16 protein-coding genes are annotated in these 19157 nt (G+C 69.5%); 10 read left to right on the forward strand and 6 right to left on the reverse strand.

Annotation, left to right across the window (positions count from 1 at the left end; all coding sequences use genetic code 11):
• Positions 1–39 precede the first annotated feature (39 nt).
• Positions 40–1332, reverse strand: coding sequence for an alpha/beta hydrolase family protein (locus ACFY1L_RS46410; protein WP_388839661.1), 1293 nt, complete (start codon positions 1330–1332; stop codon positions 40–42).
• 358 nt (positions 1333–1690) lie between these two features.
• Between ACFY1L_RS46410 and ACFY1L_RS46415 the strand changes: the two genes are divergently transcribed.
• From ACFY1L_RS46415 to ACFY1L_RS46435, 5 genes are all read left to right on the forward strand, one after another.
• Positions 1691–2605, forward strand: coding sequence for an ATP-binding cassette domain-containing protein (locus tag ACFY1L_RS46415; protein WP_388839664.1), 915 nt, complete (start codon positions 1691–1693; stop codon positions 2603–2605).
• On the forward strand, positions 2602–3393 hold the full coding sequence (locus tag ACFY1L_RS46420; RefSeq protein WP_388839667.1) for an ABC transporter permease: 792 nt from the start codon (positions 2602–2604) through the stop codon (positions 3391–3393). The genes ACFY1L_RS46415 and ACFY1L_RS46420 overlap by 4 nt, the downstream gene beginning before the upstream one ends.
• Entirely contained in the window at positions 3393–4613 is a 1221-nt protein-coding gene (locus ACFY1L_RS46425; protein WP_388839669.1) for a sensor histidine kinase, read from the forward strand. Before ACFY1L_RS46420 ends, ACFY1L_RS46425 begins: the two co-directional genes overlap by 1 nt.
• Positions 4610–5272 carry a response regulator gene (locus ACFY1L_RS46430; protein WP_388839672.1) on the forward strand — a complete coding sequence of 221 codons (663 nt, stop codon included), beginning with the start codon at positions 4610–4612 and terminating at the stop codon, positions 5270–5272. Before ACFY1L_RS46425 ends, ACFY1L_RS46430 begins: the two co-directional genes overlap by 4 nt.
• Positions 5273–6388: 1116 nt before the next feature.
• A complete protein-coding gene (locus ACFY1L_RS46435) occupies positions 6389–6811 on the forward strand; it encodes a hypothetical protein (RefSeq protein WP_388839675.1) in 423 nt (140 codons plus the stop codon).
• Between the two features lie 98 nt (positions 6812–6909).
• Here ACFY1L_RS46435 and ACFY1L_RS46440 read toward each other — a convergent pair whose 3' ends face one another.
• Both ACFY1L_RS46440 and ACFY1L_RS46445 read right to left on the reverse strand, forming a co-directional pair.
• A complete protein-coding gene (locus ACFY1L_RS46440) occupies positions 6910–7308 on the reverse strand; it encodes a hypothetical protein (protein ID WP_388839678.1) in 399 nt (132 codons plus the stop codon).
• Positions 7241–8101: an IS5 family transposase gene (locus tag ACFY1L_RS46445; protein WP_388839681.1), complete on the reverse strand. Its 861-nt coding sequence runs from the start codon at positions 8099–8101 to the stop codon at positions 7241–7243. The genes ACFY1L_RS46440 and ACFY1L_RS46445 overlap by 68 nt, the downstream gene beginning before the upstream one ends.
• A gap of 203 nt (positions 8102–8304) precedes the next feature.
• Between ACFY1L_RS46445 and ACFY1L_RS46450 the strand changes: the two genes are divergently transcribed.
• Positions 8305–8568 (forward strand): transposase, encoded by a 264-nt coding sequence (locus tag ACFY1L_RS46450; protein ID WP_388839684.1) that lies wholly within the window; start codon positions 8305–8307, stop codon positions 8566–8568.
• 250 nt (positions 8569–8818) lie between these two features.
• Here the strand turns inward: ACFY1L_RS46450 and ACFY1L_RS46455 are convergent, their stop codons facing one another.
• The 3 genes from ACFY1L_RS46455 to ACFY1L_RS46465 are packed head-to-tail and all read right to left on the reverse strand — an operon-like array spanning position 8819 to position 10271.
• Positions 8819–9097, reverse strand: a complete 279-nt coding sequence (locus ACFY1L_RS46455) for a hypothetical protein (RefSeq protein ID WP_388839687.1) — start codon at positions 9095–9097, stop codon at positions 8819–8821.
• Positions 9091–9927 (reverse strand): HD domain-containing protein, encoded by an 837-nt coding sequence (locus ACFY1L_RS46460; RefSeq protein WP_388839690.1) that lies wholly within the window; start codon positions 9925–9927, stop codon positions 9091–9093. Before ACFY1L_RS46460 ends, ACFY1L_RS46455 begins: the two co-directional genes overlap by 7 nt.
• Complete coding sequence (locus ACFY1L_RS46465; protein ID WP_388839693.1) at positions 9924–10271, reverse strand: PadR family transcriptional regulator; 348 nt, start codon at positions 10269–10271, stop codon at positions 9924–9926. Before ACFY1L_RS46465 ends, ACFY1L_RS46460 begins: the two co-directional genes overlap by 4 nt.
• Positions 10272–10578: 307 nt before the next feature.
• On the opposite strand from ACFY1L_RS46465, the gene ACFY1L_RS46470 reads away from it, so the two are divergent.
• The 4 genes from ACFY1L_RS46470 (at position 10579) to ACFY1L_RS46485 (ending at position 19119) form a co-directional block, all read left to right on the forward strand.
• On the forward strand, positions 10579–11088 hold the full coding sequence (locus tag ACFY1L_RS46470; RefSeq protein ID WP_388839696.1) for a hypothetical protein: 510 nt from the start codon (positions 10579–10581) through the stop codon (positions 11086–11088).
• Positions 11089–11270: 182 nt separating this feature from the next.
• Positions 11271–16454, forward strand: coding sequence for a DUF6531 domain-containing protein (locus ACFY1L_RS46475; RefSeq protein WP_388839699.1), 5184 nt, complete (start codon positions 11271–11273; stop codon positions 16452–16454).
• Between the two features lie 659 nt (positions 16455–17113).
• On the forward strand, positions 17114–17692 hold the full coding sequence (locus ACFY1L_RS46480) for a TetR/AcrR family transcriptional regulator (protein WP_388839702.1): 579 nt from the start codon (positions 17114–17116) through the stop codon (positions 17690–17692).
• Positions 17693–17799: 107 nt separating this feature from the next.
• Positions 17800–19119: a hypothetical protein gene (locus ACFY1L_RS46485; RefSeq protein ID WP_388839705.1), complete on the forward strand. Its 1320-nt coding sequence runs from the start codon at positions 17800–17802 to the stop codon at positions 19117–19119.
• Positions 19120–19157: the final 38 nt, after the last annotated feature.

Genomic DNA, 19157 nt, shown 5'->3' on the forward strand with positions numbered 1-19157 from the left:
CCGCAGCTTGTCCGTGTCGTCGTCACTGGGTCTCTTGTGTCAACGCAGGACCTCCACCTCGGGGTACCAGCCGCTGGGGTTGTCGAAGAGGGTGGTGGGCCGGTTCTTCAGATGGAGATCGAAGAAGGCCGCAATGGCAGAGCGTTGGGCCGCCAGGGATCGGTGGGGGTTGATGGTGCCGATGAGCTCGGAGGCTGCGGGGATCTTCATATGGGGAGTGAGCTGCGGAAATATGACCTGCAGGTCAGTGTACGAGCCGTGTTGGGCCTTCCGCAGGTGTAGTGCGTGCTTCCAGCCGGTCGAAGCAGTCCAGAAGGACTTCCAGCTCGCATTGTTGTCAAAGGAGTTCACGTCGGACGCCATCAGCAGGAACGGTTTGGTGACGCCGGTGCGGATGACCGGGCCGAAGAACTCGCCGTCGAGGTTTGCCGCCGCACTGATGCGCGGGTCGTCGTGGGCGAGCTGGGCGGCCACGGAACCGCCCAGGGACTGGCCGAGCGCGCCGGTGCGGGAAAGGTCCATCGCTGCGGGCAATCCGGCCGGGAGGGTCTTTCTCTCGGCGTCGGGGTTGCGCCCGTGCGCCAGAGCGTCGATCTGCCGGAGGACGAACTTCATGTCCGCGACGCGTGCGCGGGAGTGCTTCTCCAGGAGGGCCGCGATGACCTTCGGGGTGAGCTTCTTGGGCAGAGGGGCGGCTCGTTCGACCCGGCCGCTGGGGAATTCGACCTGGTCCACCTCGTAGGTGGGGTCGACGGTGACCACGATGTAGCCCTGGCTGGCCAGTTCCTCGACCAGGGTGGTGCCGAGCGCGCGGTCGCCGCCGTCCCCGGAGGAGAACAGCACCACCGGCAGTTTCCCGGCCGGCCGGGCGACCGGCGCGCCGGTCCGCGCGTGCGTCTGGATTCCCTGCCAGTCCACCGCTCCGGTTTTGATGGTCAACCCGGGTGCGGAGTGCTTGTCCCAGTCGGCCGCGGCCGCAGGGGTCAGCCACGGGGCGATCGGAAACTTCCCTCCCCGCTCCGCCGGGTACCACACGCTGACCATCAACTCTCGGAAGGGTTTCGACGGAACGAGGGGGTCGTGTCGCGTCCGGTCGACCAGGTGCAGGTCGATGGTGCCGATCGGCCAGTGCCCGGTGGGTGCGGGCAGGGACACCACGCGGCTCGTCGACGACGGGCTGGGGGTTGCGGTCGGCTTCGCGGCGGATCCCGTGGGGGGGCTGGTAGCCGAACAGGCGGTGCCCACCGAGGCGAGGACGGCGGCGGCTGCCGCGCACCTGAGGAATTCCCTCCGGGCGGGCCGTGAACGGGGGGCGGTCGGATCGGTCGGCATGGATCGGCTCCTCAAGTCGTCGTCCGGATGCGGCTGAAGAAGCCTTCCTGCTGCGGCGCGGCCCGGGATACGTGCCGGAGGACGATCTCGGCGTGCATTGGCGGAACGACATCCCGCGATCTTCCTCCGTGAGGAGGACTCAGCCGTCGCACCACGGTCGTACGGGGCTGCGGGCCAGTCACCCGCCCACCTGGGCGTATGTGCTGGGTGGGCGGAGCTGCATACAACCTCAGGAGGAGGGCGCTCCTTCTTGTGGTGTAGGGCCCGCGGTGAGGTTCATACGGCGGTCTCACTTTCCCGCCGGGGCCGAAACATAGCTTCGGGCAGCGTTACACCACCGTGTGTCAGGAGAACGACGATGATCGAAGCCAAGTCCTTGACCAAGCGCTACGGGGAGAAGACCGCCGTGGCCAGTCTCAGCTTCACCGTCCGGCCCGGAGTGGTCACCGGTTTCCTCGGTCCGAACGGGGCTGGGAAGTCCACCACGATGCGGATGATTCTCGGGCTCGATGCGCCTACCTCCGGGCAGGTCACCGTGGGTGGGAAGCGGTATGTGGACCATCGCGCACCGTTGCACCAGGTCGGGGCGATGCTGGAGGCCCGTTCCGTACACACCGGCCGATCGGCTTTCCACCACCTGCTGGCACTGGCGGCGACCACGGGCATCCCGCGCCGCCGGGTCGAGGAGGTCATCGGCCTCGTCGGCCTGCGGGATGTGGCCGGGAAGCGGGTCGGCGGATTCTCCCTCGGCATGTGTCAACGGCTCGGCATCGCAGGCGCGTTGCTCGGCGATCCGCACACGATCATCCTCGATGAGCCGGTCAACGGCCTCGATCCCGAGGGTATCCGCTGGATACGCAACCTCCTGAAATCGCTGGCCGCCGAGGGGCGCACCGTCCTTGTCTCCTCACATCTGATGAGCGAGATGGCGCTGACCGCGCAACACCTCATCGTGATCGGGCGGGGCCGGCTCATCGCCGACACCTCGGTCGAGGAGTTCACCGGGCGGGCCTCCCGGAAGACGGTGTCGGTGCGGACCGACGAGGCGTGGCGTCTCGGGCCGCTGCTGGCCGGTCCGGGCGTGAGTGTCACACCCGGCGCGGAGGGCGGGCTCGAGGTCACCGGCCTGAGCTGTGAGGGGATCGGCCGCATCGCGGCCGAGCACCGCATCGCCCTGAGCGAGCTGACGTCGCACCACGCCTCGTTGGAGGAGGCATTCATGGAGCTGACCGACGACGCCGTGGAGTACCGAACCACCAGGAGCAAGGCATGAACGTGGAAACCACCCCTCGTCCCCAGGTCGCACCCGGCCGGATCACCCAGGGCCGTGTCCTGCACTCCGAGTGGATCAAGATGCGCAGCGTCCGCTCGACCCGCCTCACCCTGGCCTTCGCGGTGGCGGCGCTGGTCGGCCTCGGCCCGCTGATCGCGTTGTTCGTCCCCGCGCAGGGCCTGGATCCGGTGGCGATCAGCACGACCGGCTACCTGTTCGCACAGCTCGCGGTCGGTGCCCTGGGCGTCCTGGTGGTGAGCGGGGAGTACAGCACCGGCATGATCCGCGCCTCGCTCACGGCGGTGCCACGGCGCCTGCCGGTCCTGTGGGCCAAGACCGCGGTGTACGCGGTGGTGACCTGGGTGTCGATGACCGCGGCGGCCGTGGCCGCTTTCCTGCTCAGCCAGGCGATCCTGGCGTCCCGGGGTCTGGCGACGGCGTCGTTGGGCGACCCCGGGGTGGGACGGACGGTACTGGGCAGCGCCGCGTACCTCACCGTCCTGGCGGTGCTGAGCGTGGCGATCGGGGCGCTGACCCGTGCGACGGCGGGCGGCGTCGCCGCCATCCTGGGGATCCTGCTGGTGCTGCCGGTACTCACCCGGGTCATGCCCTCAACCACGGCGGACACGGTGGCCCGCTACCTGCCGGGCAACGCCGGCCAAGCGATCTTCACGCTCCACCAATCGTCCGCTATGTTGTCGCCATGGGCAGGACTGGCGGTCTTGTCCCTGTATGCCGGAGTGGCCCTGGCGGGTGCCGCGGTGATGCTGCGACGACGGGACGTTTGATGGGCGCGGCGCCACCGACCGCAGACGAGCGGGATGCCGGCGGGGACCGGCTCGCCCCCGTGTGCTCGGCGGCGCGGGAGCTGTGGCGGTTGGCGTCCCGGCTGCCGCCCGCGATCCGGGACGGGCTTCTGGCGGCAGTCCTGTTCATGGCAGTTCTGGGGCCGAGCCGCCAGGAAGGCCCCCGGGGGCTGCTCATCCAGGCGGCCCTGTTGCTGCCGCTGGTGTGGCGCCGGCGGACACCCTTCACGGTCTTCTGCGTCATCACCGCCGTGGCGTTCGCGCAGTGGCTGGTCGGCGTCCAGTTGCCTGCCGACGTCGCGCTGCTCGTCGCCCTCTACACGGTCGCCGCGCACGCGGACTGGCGTCGTCTGCTGCCGGCCGGCGTCGTCATGGCGGTGGCCGTCCTGATGGCGGCGGCTCGCTGGGCGCCTCCTGGCCGGTTCCTCGCCTCGGCGGCTGCCATGAGCGCCATGGCCGTCGCCGCCGCCATCCTAGGTAACAACATGCGCACCAAGCGTGCGTACGTGGCGTCCCTGAAAGAACGGGCGGTGAATCTGCAGCATGCGAACGCTCAGGAGGCGCGGCTGGCAGCGGCGGAGGAGCGGGCCCGTATCGCCCGCGAGATGCACGACATCGTCACCCACAATCTGTCCGTCATCGTCGCGCTCGCCGACGCCGCGGTCTACACGCGGCGCGGTGGGCCGGACGAGACGGTCATGAGCCGGATCTCGGAGACCGGTCGGCAGGCCCTGACCGACATGCGGCGCTCCCTCGGTGTCCTCCAGGCCGACGAGCCCGATGCACAACGCCACCCCGTCCCCGGTATCGCCCAGTTGGAAGCCCTCGCCCAGCACATGCGCACCGCCGCGCTGCCTACCCGTCTGACCCTGGAGGGCGACCCCACCGGGGTGTCCACCGCCGCCCAGCTGACCGTCTACCGCCTGGTGCAAGAAGCCTTGACCAACACTCTCAAGCATTCACCCCGTGGCACCCGAGCCGAGGTCCGCGTGGTCTGCGCCGCACGGACTGTCACCGTCGACGTCACCGACGACGGCATCACCACGCAGCCTCCGGTCTCCCCGTCTGGTCACGGAATCGCCGGCATGCGTGCCCGCGCGACCGCGTACGGTGGCAGCCTTACTGCCGGTCCACTGCCCAGCGGGGGCTGGCGGGTCTTCGCCCGCCTCGACCTCGACCCGGCCGAGGACGGTGCGGCATGACGATCCGCGTCCTGCTCGCCGATGACGAGTCACTGCTGCGGCTGGCGTTCCGCATGGTCCTCGACGCCGAGCCCGACATGGACCCGGTCGGCGAGGCGGCGGACGGCTCCCAAGCCCTCCAACTGGCCCGCCAGCTGCGCCCCGACGTCGTCCTGATGGACATCCGCATGCCCGGCACCGATGGCATCGCGACGACCCGCCGGATCGCCCAGGAACTCCCGCACACGCGGGTGCTCATCCTGACCACCTTCGACCTCGACGAGTACGCCTTCGCCACACTTCGCGCCGGAGCATCCGGCTTCCTGTTGAAGAACTCCCGCCCCGAGGACCTGCTCGCCGGGATCCGCAGCGTGGCCGCAGGCGACGCCGTTGTCGCCCCGCGCATCACCCGCCGCCTACTGCAGACCTTCGCTCACCAACTCCCGCACAGCGCAAGCCCGGACGATGACGAGCGCGTGGGCCGCCTGACCGCACGCGAGCGCGAAGTACTCGTCCACGTTGCGCAGGGCCGGTCCAACGCCGAGATCGCCGGGGCTTTGCATCTGGCCGAGACCACCGTCAAGACGCACCTGAGCCGCATCTTGATGAAGCTGGAACTGCGCGACCGCGCCCAGGCCATCGTCTTCGCCTACGAAACCCGCCTCATCCAACCCCCGTAAGACACCGCCCGGACCAACTGCCGAGGGAACGGGCATCAACATGCGAATCGCTCCTGAACAGGCATTTCGCGGAGATCCATACGCCGTGCGCGGGGCCCGACCGGAAAGCGGTGGCTTTGTACGTGGGACTCGACACCGGATGCCGATAACGGCCGACACCACCCCGGTTGCGGCAGAACCTGTGTCGACGAGTTCCGGCACCACTCGCTCGCAGTGGCACGGCGCGGTGCGAATGCTCGATGGCCTGCAGAAACGGTGGCCTCCGACTGGTGCACGACGGCCCGGGTGGTGCTGGACCTCGTCGACATTCCGACCCGGTCATTGGCCCATACGGTGTCGGAACTCGCCTACAAGTGGTGTTGCTCATCTCGTACAGAGCCAAAGCGGGGCCAGCCCCGGGCGTCACCGGGCCTGCGGCCCGACCCGAGCCTCGCAGGGGGCTCCTCCGGACCTTGCCCTGCAATGGCAAGAGGCGTGGCCAGAACACCGGGCCTGACCAGGCATGACCACGCGAGCGAGGGGGCCGTCTTGAACCGCATAACGCGAATGCAGTCCCGAAGACCGTAGTGAGCCCCGGGACTCGGGCTCGGCGTCGGCTGCGGGCGCCTCACTCCGTCCGCTCCCTGCAGCGGTACGTACGCTCCGGCGTCGACGCGGTCGCCGAGCGCGAACCCGCCGCCTGCCGCCGTCGCTGCACATGCGGAACCTACCGGGAGGGTTACTTGCTTCCTGGTGTCCGAGTTGTGACTACAGGGCCTCGTCGGCAGATCCGGCGATCAGGACCCTGCTGATCATTTGCGCGGCCGATCAATTCATTGACAGCACGGATTTCCTCGGGAACTGCGAGATGACCCGCATCGTGACTCGAGCCCTGATCAACCGCAACTCGATGCACTTCTCCCGGAACTGGCCGTCCCTGTGTTTGCGCTCCCACGCGCGCGAGGGCGGCCCACCGTTCCCACCTCTCGCAACAGAACGTGCCCAACGTCCCTCACCCTCTAAGTGGGTGGTTTGTAGGTATTTAGTGGACGTCGGGCGACGCTTGGGCCTCGCGGACCTTCATCGGCGACCACTCGCACCACGCTGCACGAGACAGCGCTACGCGATACTCGTCCTGTGGACTGGTTCGAGCAGGCCCGGGCGGCGGAACAGCTCCGGGATTGGGACGCGGCCATCACGTTGGTGAGCGCCCACGCCGAGTGCTACTCCTCCGATCACTACATGCACGGCAACCATCTGTGGCACATGGAATTGCTCGCCCGCGCGGAGCGGTTCACGGAGCTCACGGAGCTCGCTCTCACGGATGTCCATGCACGTCGGAGACTCAACAGATCGCTCCGCGATCAGGGGATGGAGGCGGCTCTGCGCAGCCGCGCCAAAGATCGTGACCGTGACGCTCTGTACGTCCTTGTTCGGTTGCTGTGCGAGGCAAATCGGGTCCAGGAGGCTCATCAAGTGGTCCAGGACTTCGGCCCGGAAGATCAGTACGCACACCGGATCGTGGCCCGCTTTCGAACGCCGCGAAGCGGTGCGCAGTAACGCTCGACACTTGCCTTGTCCGACCTATCAGGAGGCGGTTCGTGGAGTGTGTCGTTCACGAGTGAGACAGCGTCAGGACCATTGATCGCGGTGCTCGGTTACCGCTTCATGGTGAAGCTGCCGACGTCGACCTCGGTGAGGATGTCGAGCTTGACTAGGCGTTTCAGCTTGGCGCGGGTGCCTTCGATGTTCTTCGGGAGTGGTTCGAGGTCGAGAGCTGCGCAGACATCACGGGCCCGCAAGGGTCCAGTCGCCTCGTTGAAGACAACGAGGATGCGTGGGTAGTCCGGGTGCTCGGGCAGCTCCGGCGGCGATGCGGGGAGCCGGCCGGCAAGGCCAGTGACGGTCTTGCGGGTGATTGCGAGGTGCTCGAGGTGTGTCCCGGCCTCCCGCAACCGGGTCTGCAGGTCTTCGATCTGCGCGCGGAGATCATCGGTCAGGGCCCGGGCGGCGTCTTGCTGGAGGTCCAGGGCGTCGAGCAGGGGCTGGATGTTCACGCTGCCACCGCCTGCGCCGCGCGCCGGTGGGGGCATTCGCGCCGGTGAGGCGTCGGGTCATGACGTGGGTCATTGCCCAGTAGACGCGGGAGGCGGAGGAGGAGGGACGGTGCTCGTAGTCACGGACCAGGCGCCGGTGCAGTATCAGGATCCCGTAGGTCTGCTCGACCCTCCACCGCTTCGGCTGCGGCACGAAACCCTTGTCCTGCGGGTTGCGCCCGACGATCTCGACGTCAATCCCCGGGCCGGCGCCGTGCATGACGACTTGGTTCTTGAAGCCCTGGTCGACCAGGGCTTTGCGGACGGTTCCGCCGGTGTGCTCGGCGACCTGGTCCAGCAGGATGCTGCCCGCGGCGTTGTCATGGGTGTTCGCGGCGAGGACGACGACTGCGATGACTAGGCCGAGGACGTCCACGGCCAGTCCGCGTTTGCGGCCCGGCACCCGCTTGGCAGGATCGTGACCGGTCGTTGAGGCGGGGACCCCGGCGGCCGCGTGGACACTCTGGGTGTCCAGGACCACCAGGGTCGGGTCCTCTAATCGTCGGGCGCGTTCGCGGACCTGGCAGCGCAGGAGCTCGTGGATGACCTGGTCGGTCCCGTCGTCTCGCCAGGCGGCGAAGTAGTAGTAGGTTGCGCTCCTCTGCGGCAGGTCGTGCGGGAGGTAGGCCCACTGGCAGCCGGTCCGACCCTGGTAGAGGATCGCGTTCACGATCTCCCGCATGTCGTAGGCGCCCTGGTGGCCGCTGACTGAGCGGTGCCGGTCCTTCCACGCGGTGATCACCGGCTCGATCAACGACCACTGCTCGTCCGATAAGTCACTCGGATACGCTTGCGTTCACTCACCCGGTCACATCACCAGATCAACAACCGCGGACCGGCGGATTCCGCCTCGCCGCCACACCATCAGGCGACAGCAGATCCACGCAAATATTCACGAACCACCCACTGAGGCCGCCCAAGCGCCGCACCTGGGGCCGCCGGGGCCACACCCCAATCGTGCGGGTCACCGCCCAGGGCACCAAACGCGTCTCGATGGCGGCGCTGATCCGCACCAACGCAGGCCACCAGCCACGGCTGATCTACCGCATCCGCCTTGACCGTGGTCCCGCCAAGGGCCGTCGCAAGTGCTTTACCGAGGGCGACTACGCCCGCCTGCTGGATGCCGCGCACCAGCAGCTCGGCGGCCCCATCGTGCTGGTCTGGGACTGTGAGAATGACAGTGTCCCGTTCGGATCACGGCCTGGCTCGGTCTGGGACTGACCTTGGTGTCCAGAGCATTGATCTGTCGGCCGTGGTGCGAGCGGGACGTGACCCAAACGCGGCCACAGATCCTGTCCCAGGCCCGAGGTGGACCAGGCAATCGAATCGCATCTGCGCCACTGACCGCGTCGATCTCGGCACGGCGCACTGGAGCCCCTCGAGGTTCAGAGAGGGGCTCATTCGGGAGGCCCTGTGGCCTCATGGAGTGTGCCCGCGTCGCGAGGTGGCCAGCGGGCATGCTCGAGGCCTGTCAACTGCTGTTCCGGGCGGGCGAGGACGGGGCTGTGGAGGACCTGCCCGGCTCGGGCCCCGCGGCGCCTCCGACTGGGTTTCGCCAGGCCTGGATCAGTTGGCCCAGGCGGCGGGCCGGTGTCTCGCTGGGAATGAACAGGACGACCACTACCAGGGCAAAAGCGCTGGCTGTGAGCCCCGCGACCGCCCAGACGGACGGGCCTCCGCGCGCCATGGCCAGCACGAAAGCGGCCGCCGCCCCCAGCACGCCGCCGATGCGGGCCGCCACGCTCACCATCGCCGCTCCTGGCTGGCCGGGCGGCGCAGTGTCAGGGACAGCCGGGGTGTGCCGAGCAGGACTCGCAGGGTGAAACGGGTGCGGGTGCGGCGCGTGGGAAGGGTGGCCAATTCGGCGTGCCATTCCTCCCGCCACCGTGCTCGTTGCGGGGTGGGGAGCAGCAGGGTGAGCAGGGCCAGCAGGCGTGTGGTGACGGCGAACGCGGAGGATGTGGGCTGGAGGACGGCCGCGGAGAGGTCGTGCAGCTCACGGCTCACGTCGGTCAGACCTGCTGCCCGGGCCAGGGGTGCGAGGACGTCGAGGGTTTCCCGGGCTTTGCGGTGCTGCGTGGCCGGGGCCAGGAACGTGATGGTGCGCATGTTGTGGAGCCGGTCGGCGAGACAGATGGCCAGCACGGCCTGCTCCCGCGTCGGCGGGACAGACGGCCTCGCGGCCTCGACGGTGAGACCGCTCGGCGGGATCGCACCGACCGTGGCGGTGTGTACGTCCGACACCAACTGAGCGATGTCCTGGCCGAAGTGCTCGACCACGCGGCTGGGCGGACAGGGCGTATCGGCGATGTCGTGCAGCAGGGCTGCGCACACCACGGCCGGCGGCATGCCGACGTCCGCGACGATGGCGGCGACGGCGAGGCAGTGGGTGACGTACGGGGCTCCGCTGCGGCGGGTCTGCCCCTCGTGCCAGCGGGCTGCCTCGTCGTGGGCGTGCTCGATGAGCGAGACGTCAGCCTCGGGGTGGTACGCCCGCACGACGGCCACGACGCCGTCCAGGGACGGGGTGTTGCCGTGGCGCTTGCCCGGGCCGGGCGCTAACCGCCACCGGGCCTTCATGACACTCCCCCGTCAGCGATCGGGCGGGCGGACACCCATCCCGGGAGGGGCTTCTTGCGGGCGCGGTAGGCGTGTGCGAGTGCGTCGCGGGCCTGTTCGGCGCCGTCCTCGGTGATGCGGTAGAAGCGGCGGCGCGGACGGCCAGCTTCCTCATGCACGGCGGGGTCCTCCCAGCTGCTGTCCAGCCAGCCGATCTGTTCCAGGCGGGCGAGGATCGGATAGATCGTGCCCGACGGCAGTCCCGCCAGCTCGCACAGCTCGAGGCCGTAACGCTGTTTGGCGGGATTCTCCAGCAAAGCCCGCAGCACCAGTTGGGTCTGCAGGGTCATACGCGGACTACCCATACTCGTACTCTACATAGCCTATATATAAGCTGCCTAGAGTACGTGACGCTGCGCGAGAGCAACGCATGCCGCATGCATGTACATGCGGACGGCGGGCGTCCTCTACACGCCGCGCCTCGTCCGCGCTATGACTACCCATAAGCGGCCCAACAGCCTTGAAAGTGGCCGTACTTCGAATATCTGTGCAGGGTGCCACGAACGGTTCTCCCCCACCCGGCCGCCACCCGGCGCAGTCGCCGACGGCCTGCACCCGGGGGTGGTTGCGATGGAGTCCGCGGTAGACCTCTCCATCCACCAAGGACGGCTCATGCAGACCGTCACCGTGCTGCACGATGCCGAGCATCCCGGCATCGAGGACATCACCTGGGACCAGCTGGTGCAGTGGCTCGACAACATCGGCAAAGCACTGGCCGACGAGGTCGGCAGCAAGTGGAGCAGCAGCGTCGGTGACACCACCAAGTTCCTCCGCGATCTGACGGCCGACTCAAACGTACAGAAGGCTGTCAGGGCGGCCCTGCTGCACCGCACCGGCCGGGGGCAGCCCTCTCACCTCCCTGCACCCGTCGCCCAGTTGACACGCCGCCCAGCCCCGGTCAGGCCGCGCACACCTGGGCGCAGTCAGAAGCCCTTGAGCCAGCCAGAGGGCCACCCGCCGGGGCCCCTATCCCCTTTCCAGGCGGAAGCCTCAACGTGTGCAGGCAGCCCCGGGGGAAGGAAAGCCGTCATGGCCAAGCGTCTGGTCGCGTCTGCTGCGACGGCACCTGGAACATCGACCAGCCCAGCAAGACCAACGTCACCAAACTCGCTCTCTCCATAGACCGTTGGCACGCCGGCATGGAGCAACGGGTGTAAAGCCGACCCACGCTGTGATCCGCGGAAGGAGTCGCAGTCCGCGTGCCGAGCGAGTCAACCGGCCCCAATCCGAACGTCCCGTGAGGAACCGTCATGGCCACCGTTCCAGAACCCCCGATCCGCAACGCCAGCCTGGCGGCAGCCGCCGTGTACTCGCACAGCGGCGAGTTCGCACCGACGTATACCGACCTGCGGCTGCCCGGTCGCGGCATTGACTTCGCCGTCGACCGCTCGTACCGGTCATCCCTCGCCAATGTCATCGGCCTGTTCGGCCGCGGCTGGACGAGCAGTCTCGACCGGCGGATCCAGGCCGCCGGCGACGACCTCCTGCACCACGATGCGACCGGGCGCACGCAGATGTTCGCCTTAGGCCCGGGCCGCGGCTGGGCCTCGCCGCCGGGCTGTTACGCCGAGCTGCGGCACGGCCGAGGCGGTCCGGAGCTGCGGGAACGCTACGGCCGGGATGTGCAGTTCAGCCCGGTCGCCGACGGCGGCCGGCTGCGCACGCTCGCGGATAGCAACGGCAACGAGCTGCGGTTCGAGCGTGCGCCCGACACCATCCTCGTCACGGACACTTTGGGACGACCGGTCCAGGTGACGCTGACCGACGGGCTTGTCACTGAGGTGGCCGACCACACCGGGCGGCGGTGGGCTTACGCCTACGACAGCGATGCCCTTCTCGTCGAGGTCGTCCGGCCAGCCACGACGGACGTGCCGGGCGGCAGCGCCGTGCACTACGGCTACGACGCCGCACTCCGGCTGGTCACGATCACCGACGCCCTCGGCCGGACCTACCTGGAAAACCGCTACAACGGCGATGGCCGGGTGGTCGAGCAGCGGTACGGCGCAGGCACCGCCGTCTTGACCTACGCGGACACAGGCTCCGGCATCCGCACCACCTGCGTCAGCGCGACCGGCGGCGTTGTCGTGCTCCTCCACGACGGGCACGGCCGCCTCGTCAGTCGCACTGTCGAAGTGCGGCGGGACGCGTTTTCGGCCGAGGACCTGCCGCCCAGCGCGGGCGCGGCTGTCCCGCTTGTCACAACGTTTGCCTTCAATCGACACTCCGAAGTGGTCGCGCGCACCGATCCGGCTGGCGGCTCAACCACATGGACCTTCACCGAAAACGATCCCGATCCGCGTAACCGCGGCAACCTCGTGCGGGTCGTCCGGACGCCGCAGCCCGGAGTGCCCGCTGACCAGGACTCGCTGGTCACAAACGTCGAGGTGGAGCGGCGATTCCAGCGCATCGCCGCGATCACCGACCCGCGTGGGCGGACCACCCGGCACACATACGACCGGCGTGGCAATCGGACGGCGACCGCATACCCGGCTCTCACGGTGCAGCCTGTCGCCGACGGCGGCGTGCCACCCGCGCCGGTGACGACGACGCCCACCGAGTCGTTCGCCGTCAACGCTGCGGGCCAGCCGCTGCGCACGACGCACATCGACGGCACGGTGACGACGTACGCCTACCACACGGCGGACGACCCGTGCGGTGCGGCTGGCGGCGCGCCCGTCGACGACCCCGCCAGCCGTGGTGGATACCTCGCCCGCGTCACCGTCGACGCCGCGGGCGCGGCGGTCACCACTGCCTACACCTACGATGCGGCCGGGCGGCAGGCGCGCGTCGTTGATTCCGCCGGCGACGCCGCCGAGCTGGAGTGGAGTCCGTCCGGACAGGTCGAGGAGGTGCGCGGACGCCTCGCCGGCCACAGCCTGCGACAGCACCACGACGCGGCAGGCAACCTCGTCGCCTCCGTCCGGCCGTTCACCCGCCTGGTGCACGACAAGGCCAACGGCACCGTCACACCGCAGACCGCGACGGTCAGGGAGCGACGGGAGTACGACGAGGTGGACCGGCTCGTCGCGCGCACAATCGAGTCCGACGACACCCGCTCCACGGAGCGGGTCGTGCGGGATGCCGACGGCCGGGTAACGCGGCACGTGCAGCCGGAGGGCGGCGTCACCCAGTACGTACACGACGAGCGCGATCTCGTGGTCGCGTGCGTCCGCGGCGCTGGCACGTCGCACGCCGCCACTGAGCGGTTCACATGGACCCCTGACGGGTCGCTGCGCAGCCGCACCGACGCCTGCGGCGAGACCACCACTTGGACCTACGACGGCTTCGGCCGCTGCACCGGCGCCGTCGACGCGGCTGGCACCACTTGGATCCGGCGGCTCGACGCGGTCGGCGACACCGTGCTGCTCACCGTCACGAGCACGAAGAACGGTGGCCCGGAGCCAGTCGCGGAGACGGCCCACCATCGCGACGAGTGGGGTCGGCCGTTCCGGATCGACCGCGCCTGGCGAGACCCCAAGGGCCGCCCGCTCGGCTGCAGCGGCTGGGACGGCGCGGAGGGCATCGTTTCCAGCCTCGTGGAGTACGGCGTGGATGGCAGGCCCGCCGCGGTCTGGAGCGAGGACGGCGGCGTCGTGCGGCTCGCTTGGGACGGCGCCGGCCGGCTTGTCGGAGTCCGCACCTCGGACGGCGACGAATGCGCAATCGAGCACGATGCCAATGGCAACCCCACTGACCTCACCTACCGTGGCCCGGACAACGACGGCCGATTCGTCTTGTCAGTCCGGGCCGAGTACGACGCGATGGGCCGGCTCACGCGGCGGCGGGTCGGTGACATGCCCGCGGAGACCTTCGGCTACGACGAGTACGGTGTGCTGGTCGACCACGTGCACCACACGGGGTTGCGGATCCGGCAGTTGCGCGATGACCTCGGCCGGCGCACAGGCCAGGTGCTGACCGTCCCGGACAGCAGCCGCGGGGAACCCGCGCGGATCGTGCGGCAGTTCGAGTACGACCGAAACTTCCGGCTCAGGACTGCCGTCGACGGCTCCGGCCATCGCACCGCTTACGGCTACGACGCGCTCGACAGGCAGGTGTCGGTGACGCGCGCCGACGGCGCGGTGGCACGGGCCACGTACGACGGTGTCGGCAACACCGTCTGGGCCGTGGACGAGAACGGCACCGAGACCGTCAACCAGTTCGACGCCGCCGGGCGGCTCGTGGAGCGGCGGAGCACCGGTCCGGGCACCGCCGTCGAGGTCGAGCACTTCGACTACGACGGCTTCGGACGGCTGACCGCGGCCACATCCGGCACCGGAATGATTCGCTGGACCTACGACTCGCTCTCCCGGCCGCTGACCGAGGAGCGGGCCGGGCGGCTGGTGCGTGCCTTCTACGACGCCGCCGGCCGCACCGTCGCGCTGGCCTATCCGGGTGGCGAGCTCGTACGCCGCCGCTACGATCGCAGGGGCCGCGTCGTCGCGGTCGACACGGCGGCGGGCGAGCGGATCGCCCGAGTCGGGTATCGGTTCGGCGGTCAGGTCGCGCAGTTGGATCTGGGCGGCGAGCTCGTAGCGACGTGTTCGTACGACGCGGACCAGCGGCTGTCGTCGATCGAGTACCGCCGGACTGTCGACGGCGCCCTGGTGGAGGGCTTCCGATATCGCTACAACGCGACCGGCCTGCCGGTCGAAGCGGTGCGCGTCACTCCCACCGAAGAAGCGGCGGAGCACTACTGGCACGACGCGGGTGACCGCGCCCGGCTAGCCCGCTACGGCATCAAGGATCCTGCCGACCCGAATTCCGCATTCGGCTCCGAGACCTCCTACGAGCTGCTGCCGGAAGGTCTGTGGGCCCGCCGGATCGACCGTGACGGCACCGGCGCTGTAACGACCGACCGGACCGGGGACGTGGACGACCGAAACCGCTACCGGCGGTTCGGCGACGAGGACCTGGAGACAGACGCCACAGGCGACGTCGTCCGCCGTACCGGTCCTCGCGGCACCTGCGCCTACACCTACGACGCCGAGCACCGGCTGATCCGGCTGGAGTGCTTCGACCCCGCTGGCCGGCTCCGGCTCGCCGTCGCCTACCGCTACGACGCACTCGGCCGACTCGTCAGCCGCACTGTCACCGAAGCCGTCGGCGTCACCACTGAGCACGCTTATGTCTGGGCGGGCGACGTGCTCATCGAGGAGTACGAAAACGGTGTCCTCGCCCGCACTTACCTCCACTCCGTCGGCAGCCTGCCGGCGCTGCTGCGGACGTGGCAGCCGGTTCGCGCTGACCATCTCTACGTGCACGACGGCCGCGGCCTGGTCAGCGGGCTCGTTGAGCTCGGCGGCCGGAACGCGTTCGCCGAGAAGTATGGCTATGAGGTCACGGGCGCGCCCTTCCTCACGGAGATTGCGGGCGTGCCAGTCGCGCTTCCGGACCGCGGCACGACACCGTCCGCACTGCTGAATGCGGTTCTGTCCGGGTCCCCGGGGGTGGTGCAGGACTGGCAGACCGGCTTGCTTGCCGGGCTCGGCGGCCGCCAGCTCGACCCGCGGATCGCCGGCGTCCTTAATGGCGTCTCCCGACTCACGGGAAAATCCCACGCCGGGGTGCGGGACACGCTCGCGGCCCAGCTCGGTGGCACGCTCGCGATGCTGGGCCTTGGCGGCCGGACGTCACCACCGACGTTGCATGGCATGGGTGGCTTTGGCCGCGGTGTGTCCCGGTACGCCGCCGGCGACGCGCCCCTGGTCCGCGATCCGCTCACCCCGCCGCCCCGGGAGTCGGCCAGCCCGGCGTTCGACTTCTCCGGCCGCAGCCCCGGCACCGCGCCGTCGGGAGGTTCGTCCGACGTCCGGGACGTCCAGAACTTCCTCAACACGCCCATTCAGGTAGGCCCGGCGGGAGGTCTGGAGACGACGATCGGCGCCTTGATCGGCGGGGTGATCGGCGGTCTCAACCCGGCTGACAACACCAAGAATGCACCCGCGGCCGGCACGAACCCGTCCGGCACCGGCGGCCCGACGCAGGCAGAGAAGAACGCTCAGGAGGAGGCCGAAAAGCAAAAGCGAGAGCAGGCCGAGAGGGACAAGGCCGCGCGCGAGGCGGCCGAGAAAGCCCAGGCGGAGTACGAGAAGCAGAAGAAGGAGAAGGAGGAGGCGGACAAGAAGAAGTCGATCGTCGAGGAGGGTGACAAGTACCCCAACCCCGACGCGTCCGCCACGACCGCGCTCCGCACGCCCGCGCAGGTCGAGACGATGCTCAACGCAGCGAAGCATCCCTCAAACCCCAACGAAGGCAGCGGCCAGCCCACGCTCGACCTCGCCTCACCGCCACCTCGGCACGGCGGTCTAGACCCGACGATCGCCTACTTCGACGGCGACGCCCCGGTCGGCGGCTGGGCCGGGGGCTCGGAGCCGGCGCGCCTGACGATCGCGCCGATCGACTTCGTCCAGGGCCATGAGAATCCGCCGTTCGCCCCGCCCGACCCTGGTGCCGGCGCTGGCATCGATCCCCGTGCTCACCGTCCTTGACCCAGGCCAGGCGCGCTCCCCAGGGCGGAGTTCATCGGCATACTCCAAGTCGCGGGACCCGCCGACGGGCAGGCCAGAGCAAGGTGCGGAAGCACCCTATTTCCAGGTCATGTTCAGCCCGTCCAGGGCCGCGCGCTCGACACCGGTGAGCTGGCGAAGGGGGTGTCGGACGATGTGCACCCAGGCTCCCAGGGGGAAGCAGCCGATCCAGTCATGCCCGAGGTGCCAGCGGGGGACGTGAGATGGCCTTCCCGGGCGAGATATCCGTCGGCGGCGACCAGTGCTGGCGCCGCTGTCGTCCCCGCTGATCCAGAGCACCTTCAACGAGGCATTGATCGGCAACCGCTAACTGGCTGTCCAGTCCGGCGAGCAGATCAGCCTGCTCTGACGCTCGGACCGCGCGCTTCGCCTGGCAACCACCCCAACTACTGCGTCCCACCGGCACCTACAGTAGGTACCTTTGGGCCCGCGTCGAGGTCTCTTCGTCCCGCGTCGCGCGACCGGCCAGGTCCCGGCGTGGCTACTCACCGAGGGGCCTGCGGCGGACCAGGCTGGAGCGGTGTCTCCCCTTCTCTTGGCCGGCGTGCCTCCCGTCGGCCGCGGCCGCCGAGCGGGCGGTCATTCTTGAGCGATCGATCCAGATACGTTACGGTGGGGGCATGGCAAGGACCCGGGAGTTCGACACCGAGGCGGTGGTGAGCCGCGCGATGGAACTGTTCTGGACGCGCGGATACGAGGCGACCTCGGTGCGTGACCTCACCCGACATCTCGGGATCGGACAGGGATCCCTGTATGCCGCATTCGGCGACAAGGACGGCCTGTACCGGGCCGCGCTGGAGCACTACCGTGCCACCTTCGCGGCGGCCGCCCAGCGCAGCCTCGAAGAGGGGGCGGACGCCCGCTCGGCGATCCGTGCGCTGCTGGTCGAGCGGATCCGGATCGCCGTCGCACACGGCGGCCGGGGCTGCCTGTTGGTCAACGCCGCCACCGAGCGCCTGCCGGAGGACCAGCCGACCCGGCGGACCGTGCGGGATGTGCTGGGCGCCAATCAGGACGCGCTCGCGGACCTGCTGCGCGCGGCCGCGGAGCGCGGCGAGATCTCGATGCGGCACGATGCGCACACCCTCGCCGCCTTCCTCGTCACGTTCCTCAACGGGCTCCTCGTCTCCTCGAAGATCACCCCGGACGCCCGCGCCCTCGAACCGCTCGTGGAGGTCGCGCTGACCACGCTCGACTGACTTTTTCACGCCCGGAATCTGTATCGGGCGATCCAGATAAGCCGTGGTCGGCAACGCCGACTCCGGCGGTGCCGACCACGGCCTCGTGCCAGGACATCGGAGGACCCATGCCCCCCTCGTACACCGAAACCGCATCAGCCCTCGGCGGCAGCCGATGGAACACCTTCCCCGAGGCGAGCACCATGACCGCCCGGGAGTTCTTCGACGGCACGCTCCCGCTGCTCCAAGGCATCATCGATGACAACGCCCTCACGAGCGCGGACGGTGAGGTGCTTCGGGCCCAGATCCGCGCGACGCTCGGCCTCGGCACACGGGAGACGTCCCTGCCGCTGGCCGTCGGCCCCGACAGCGCCACGGCGGCCCGCGAACTGGGCTCGCAGGCCGAGGCCATCGGCGAAGCCATCGCCTCCTGGGCGACCGCGGCCCTGGACCGGCTGCTGACCGAGCGGATCGCGTTCCCCGCCGGCCCGCTCGTCGTCCGCAGCCACTGCTACGGCCACCTGCTCACCCCTGCCGCGGCCGACCTGCTCCTTGGCCGACGCGGCGGTCCCGTCACCATGCAGCTCTACAACGAGTGGCTGCACCAGACGGTCCTCCTGCGCGACGCCCTCCTGCCCTTCACCAACTGGCGGGGCGTCCCACTCCTGGTCACCCCCAGCGGGCTGCGGCACACCGAGGCGGCCCGCGACCGCTTTCTCACCGAACTCCTGGTCCGTCAGATCCGGCACACCAGCATCGTCGGCTTCGCCCGCCATGTCGTCACCGGCACCTCCGGCCCCGACGGCTACGGCTTCGACGCGGACGGCGGCACCGTCCTGCCCGCCGTCATCGACTCACCGCCCTTCACCGCACCCCGGCACCTGCTGACCTGGCGCCCCGACCACGCCGTCGATGAAACCGCCACCTACGTCGCCGAGGAGAGCGACTACTACGCAGCACCCCGCACTCTCGTCGAGGACCTGCCGCCCGCCGGCACAACACAGGGGCCGCTCATCGGCCGCATCGTCGCCGACCGGGCCGTCGACGGGATACGCACCGCTCACATCGAGGTGTCCCACGACGACACCACCGCCCGCGTCGACCTCGGCCAGGCCCTGCGCGGTCACCGTTTCGCCCACCGCCAGGACCACACCGCGGACGCCGAGACCGCCGAAGACGCCCGAACCGCCGCTGTGTGGTCCGCACTGCGCGCACCCGCACTGGTGTGGACGCAAGGAGGTGAGGTCGCCTGGGACGCCGTCGGCCAGGACCCTATCGTCGTGCTGGCACTGCTCGGCCGGCTGTACCCGGAGAACGTCGTGCTTCGCTCTGCGGGACACCGCACCAGCCTGACCACCGCACGTAGCAAGGGACCGGGTCGCCTGGTCATCAACGTGTCGGACCACGAGGGCGTACACCGGCAGGACAGCCCTGCGACGACCAAATGATCACCGGCTCACCGGTGCGACCACCCCTCGTCGCGCCG

It is taken from the genome of Streptomyces sp. NPDC001663 (assembly GCF_042893105.1).
In the GTDB taxonomy this organism is placed as follows: Bacteria; Actinomycetota; Actinomycetes; order Streptomycetales; family Streptomycetaceae; genus Streptomyces.

Bases quoted from the DNA above. Each gene is read 5' to 3' on its own strand.
- ACFY1L_RS46410 (WP_388839661.1), bottom strand. From the start codon at position 1,332: ATGCCGACCGATCCGACCGCCCCCCGTTCACGGCCCGCCCGGAGGGAA.
- ACFY1L_RS46415 (WP_388839664.1), top strand. From the start codon at position 1,691: ATGATCGAAGCCAAGTCCTTGACCAAGCGCTACGGGGAGAAGACCGCC.
- ACFY1L_RS46420 (WP_388839667.1), top strand. From the start codon at position 2,602: ATGAACGTGGAAACCACCCCTCGTCCCCAGGTCGCACCCGGCCGGATC.
- ACFY1L_RS46425 (WP_388839669.1), top strand. From the start codon at position 3,393: ATGGGCGCGGCGCCACCGACCGCAGACGAGCGGGATGCCGGCGGGGAC.
- ACFY1L_RS46430 (WP_388839672.1), top strand. From the start codon at position 4,610: ATGACGATCCGCGTCCTGCTCGCCGATGACGAGTCACTGCTGCGGCTG.
- ACFY1L_RS46455 (WP_388839687.1), bottom strand. From the start codon at position 9,097: ATGGTGAGCGTGGCGGCCCGCATCGGCGGCGTGCTGGGGGCGGCGGCC.
- ACFY1L_RS46460 (WP_388839690.1), bottom strand. From the start codon at position 9,927: ATGAAGGCCCGGTGGCGGTTAGCGCCCGGCCCGGGCAAGCGCCACGGC.
- ACFY1L_RS46465 (WP_388839693.1), bottom strand. From the start codon at position 10,271: ATGGGTAGTCCGCGTATGACCCTGCAGACCCAACTGGTGCTGCGGGCT.
- ACFY1L_RS46470 (WP_388839696.1), top strand. From the start codon at position 10,579: ATGCAGACCGTCACCGTGCTGCACGATGCCGAGCATCCCGGCATCGAG.
- ACFY1L_RS46480 (WP_388839702.1), top strand. From the start codon at position 17,114: ATGGCAAGGACCCGGGAGTTCGACACCGAGGCGGTGGTGAGCCGCGCG.
- ACFY1L_RS46485 (WP_388839705.1), top strand. From the start codon at position 17,800: ATGCCCCCCTCGTACACCGAAACCGCATCAGCCCTCGGCGGCAGCCGA.